4 protein-coding genes and 1 pseudogene are annotated in these 3,900 nt (G+C 68.8%); 3 read left to right on the forward strand and 2 right to left on the reverse strand.

Annotated elements, in window-relative coordinates:
* Positions 1–632, reverse strand: a 632-nt coding sequence (locus QOI01_RS05395; RefSeq protein ID WP_526379156.1) for a helix-turn-helix domain-containing protein, incomplete at its 3' end; no start/stop codon positions are given.
* A gap of 193 nt (positions 633–825) precedes the next feature.
* Here QOI01_RS05395 and QOI01_RS05400 point away from each other — a divergent pair.
* The 3 genes from QOI01_RS05400 (at position 826) to QOI01_RS05410 (ending at position 3,523) form a co-directional block, all read left to right on the forward strand.
* Complete coding sequence (locus tag QOI01_RS05400; RefSeq protein ID WP_526379157.1) at positions 826–1,107, forward strand: WhiB family transcriptional regulator; 282 nt, start codon at positions 826–828, stop codon at positions 1,105–1,107.
* A gap of 545 nt (positions 1,108–1,652) precedes the next feature.
* Positions 1,653–2,864 carry a helix-turn-helix domain-containing protein gene (locus QOI01_RS05405; RefSeq protein WP_526379158.1) on the forward strand — a complete coding sequence of 404 codons (1,212 nt, stop codon included), beginning with the start codon at positions 1,653–1,655 and terminating at the stop codon, positions 2,862–2,864.
* Entirely contained in the window at positions 2,861–3,523 is a 663-nt protein-coding gene (locus QOI01_RS05410) for a WhiB family transcriptional regulator (RefSeq protein ID WP_526379159.1), read from the forward strand. Before QOI01_RS05405 ends, QOI01_RS05410 begins: the two co-directional genes overlap by 4 nt.
* A gap of 50 nt (positions 3,524–3,573) precedes the next feature.
* Here the strand turns inward: QOI01_RS05410 and QOI01_RS05415 are convergent.
* Positions 3,574–3,900, reverse strand: a pseudogene (locus tag QOI01_RS05415) (maleylpyruvate isomerase family mycothiol-dependent enzyme); the annotation flags it as partial.

Raw genomic sequence — 3,900 nt, forward strand, 5'->3', positions numbered from 1 at the left:
GCGGTCACCAGCTCCGTCGGCGCACCCAAGGCCAAGGCGATCTCGGGTGCGGTGAGCCGCACCGCCCGCCGGGTGACGTACAGCCGCTGTCCCAAGGTGGCGCTCGGCGCTCGCGCAGCGCGCGTCATCAACTCGTCGTAGCGTCCGCGGACGATGCCGAGCGCCTTGAAGACCTCGGGTGCGGACTGGCTACCCCGTACGGCGCGGGTCGCGATGGTCTCCAACCGTCGGAGGTCGGTGAGCACCGCGAAGACGTGATCACCGAACTTAGGGTGGTCGTCGTCGGGAAGTCCGGTGATCGCGACGTCGATGGTCGCCATCGCCACCTGCACCGCCTCCTCGATCAGTGGGGCATCGGCGGACGGCACCGGGTTCGGGCGACTTGTCCCTGGGATCGGCCCCCCGGCCCGAATCGTTGCTAGTGTTCCGGCTGGCCAGTGCGCGAGCTCTTCGAGGGTCGCCCGGGTCCGCTCTCGCGGCCACGTCCTGCCCTTCTCGAAGGCGATCAGCGAACTGGCGGTGATGATGCCCATGCGGGCCAGTTCGCGCTGCGTGATGCCCAATTCTTGACGTCGATCGGCGAATGCTGCGCCTGCGCGGGCCTGCCCCGGCGCGGACACGTCATCGTCCATCGCGACAGTGTAGCCGGGTGCTGGGCGCAGTCTTCGACGACTGAACACCAGCGGTTCGTCGATAACCAGCACGCGGCAACGCTAGCGCACGAGTACATGGCGCAAGTGTTAGTGCGAGGGTTAGTGTTGCGATGCTTGTGTTGCAACGCTAGTGTTTCAGTGCGAGTCCACCGCTGACCAAGGAGACGATCACGTGAACACGGCACCCACGGCCCTCGTCCAAGGCAAGCCGCCATGCTTGGCCGACCCGGATCGGTGGAGCGAAGCCGGGGACGACGCCGAGCTCAAGGCGTTGTGCCGAAGTTGCCCGCGCCGCTGGCTGTGCGCGAAGGAGGCCGTCGAGACACCGGGCGCCGAGGGGTTGTGGTCGGGTGTGTTCATTCCCAAGGTGGGCCGAGCCCGCAAGTTCGCCCTCCGGCAGCTGGCGTCGCTCGCCGCCCACGGCGGGTATTCGGTGCGGTCCAGGACCGCCTGACCGCGATGGGGCGGCCTCGCCCGGCGGACATCACGCCATTGCGCTGCCGCGACGTCGGGCACGCACCCGACCGTGTCGAACCGGGCAGCAGCCGCCACTCCCCCGCGGGCCAGCCGCGTGATCCACTGGCGTTCACCGCAGCTCGCGAGCGCCGTCGTGCGACGATGGGCTCCGATCCGCTCCGATACACGCGTTACCCGTGTGACTGGTGTTACGGCGTGTCACCGCCGAATTTGGCCGCTGTTGCGGCATCCTTCTCCCATGGACGACGGATATCCGTCACTGGACGAGGACGGATATCCGTCACTTCGCCCGAGTGGTCGATGAACGTCGTCCCGTTGTACCCGACTGCCGCCTGATGAAAGGAATCTTCCCCACCGGTCGCCATTAGCGGCCGCCCAGATCCGTTCTGCCACAACTTCATCCCGCATCGCCACCTAAACGGCGAAACCCCCGGCCCGTAGGGCCGAGGGTCGGCCGACTCGAGTTGCCGCTCGAGCCGTAGGTGCTTTCGCGCAAATCCCCTCAGCTGTGAAGGAATCGTCATGAAAGACGCATTCCACGGTAGCGCACGCCCTGCGCACGGTCTAGTTACCGCACACCGTGGCCCCTCGCCGACTTCGCACCGCCCGTACCGGGGGTGCAGTCGGCACACGCCGCGCCGCGGCACCGCCCGCACCGCACCCAAGTGGATCCAGCAGGCCAGCGCGCATTGTTTCGAGCGCCTGCCGCGCATCGTGCTGGAGCTCGAAAACCCTTGGGCCGCCGTCCCTTGCTGGAGCGGACGTGCCCGCCGATGGGCCCACGAGACCGTTCCGGTTGCGTTCCGAGAGCGCTACGACACTGACGTCCGCCCCGTCATGCCCAACAACCCGGTCAGTCTCAAGTCGCTGATCGCGGTGGCCGCGGCCAGGGCCTCGTTCGCCGACCATCGCACCGGGCGCGACTGCCGACCCACCAACGCGCGCCTCGCGGCCCTCACGGGCCTTTCGGTGCGCACCGTGCAGCGCGCCTCGACGGCGCTGCGACTACTCGGCGTGGCCACCGAGGTCATGCGTGGCCGGCAGCGCACCCGCACTGAGCGCTATGCAAGCTGGCGGGTGGGCGACCGGGGTCGCGGCTGGGCATCGGTGTGGGCGTTGCACGACAGTCGGATTAACTCGCTGTCACCCCACCCCGGAGGGTCTAAAGCTAGATACTCAATCTCACCTAAGAGAGAACTCACTACCCGCAGCCGGCAAGCCGGTCGCAGCGTCGCTCCGCGCCGCACAGCATCAGACAACCAAACCCTCGCCCTGGCGACCCGGTGGGTCCGCGACGAGCAAAGTCCGCCGTGGGCCAGGCGCTACCGCACCGGCACGCCGTGGGTCCACGTGCTCAAGGGTGCCGCAGACCACGGCTGGACACCGCGAGACGTCAACCAGCTGATCACCGACTGGATCGGCACGGGGCACTGGATTCCCGATGCGCCGCACAAGCCGATCGGCCTGCTGGGCGGGATGCTCAAGGCCCACGGCAATCTGCAGGAGCGTCCGGCAGCGCTCGACGTGGCCCGTGAGCAGGAAGAATTGGCGGCTTCGCGACACCGGGTGGCCCAGCAGATCGCCGAACGCGAGGCTGGGCGGCAGGCCCGCTCGGTCGGCCGGGCCGCCCTGTCCGGACCGGGTCGCGACGCCATCCGGCGGGCCTTGACCGAGGTCACCGAACGCACTCGTCGCCGATTCGACGGCGACCCGAAGTCCGGCGGCCCGGCATGACCGCCCCGGCCGTCACCGCTCCCCTGCCCTGCACGGTCGACCCCGACCGCTGGTTCACCCGCAGCGACCGCACCCACGCCCTGGCGGCCTGCCTGCGGTGCCCGGCCCGGCGCGGGTGCGCCCGGGAAGCCTTGCGCGCCAACGCAACTTGGGGCATGTGGGCGGGCATCTGGATCGATGGCACGGGTGAGCCCGCGACGCGTTTCCTGCGTGCCATAGCCGCCGATTGGCCGCCACGCCCGCGATCGGTCGAACGCGCGGCCTTGTCGGCACCCATTCCGCACGACCCCGCTCCCCTCCCCCGCCGTCCGCCGATCACGGGCCGCCCCGTTGCAACCGTGGTCGCAGCCAGGGCATCCGGGCACTGCGAGGTGATGGCGGAGGGGTGCCAGCTCACCGCCGACCGGCAGGTCAGTCGCATCGTCGGCCGAGCTGCTCACGACGCGACCTCCGCGGCCGAGGTCTTCTGCGCCTGCGGCACCTGCGCGGATGCCGCCACCTCATCCACAGGCCTGATGCGACGCTGTGGATACGTCGTGGAGTCAGCCAGCGCGGCGGCGCGCATCCCGTTCTACTGGCGTGGCGCGCGCTGGGTGCTGCTGGGTACCGGCGGCGAGCTCGTCGAGGCCGACGAGCGCGTGGCTGCCCGCAGCGCGTAGCAGTTATGCGCGTCAAGCAGATTCATGCCCGCCCTCGCCGTTTCCCTGTGCTACCCAGATACTCGTTGCCGCAGTAGTGCCAATCCGGGCCCCTCGAGCCCATCCAGTACGTCGGTGCGTCCGGCCGTAGCCATCAGCAGTTCGGCTGAGTGCCCACGGATTTCCGGTCCTTTACCCCACGCACGATCAATGTCGTTGGCTTGCAGGCGAATACCTCGCATTCGTCGCAGCGGTATGAGACCGATCGGCACGGGGCCGGTCAAGAAGTCGAGCGCTGTAGCCGTCGGGTGAGGGTCGGGTTCGAAGCGCAGTCCGAGCGGGATTCTCATGTCGCCGCTGTGCGCAAGGACTTCGGCCAGATAGCTCACCAGATGAGC

This window comes from Mycobacterium sp., assembly GCF_032162605.1.
Taxonomy (GTDB): Bacteria; Actinomycetota; Actinomycetes; order Mycobacteriales; family Mycobacteriaceae; genus Mycobacterium.

Excerpts from the sequence above, each read along its gene's own strand:
- QOI01_RS05405 (WP_526379158.1), top strand. The coding sequence starts at position 1,653 with ATGAAAGACGCATTCCACGGTAGCGCACGCCCTGCGCACGGTCTAGTT.
- QOI01_RS05410 (WP_526379159.1), top strand. The coding sequence starts at position 2,861 with ATGACCGCCCCGGCCGTCACCGCTCCCCTGCCCTGCACGGTCGACCCC.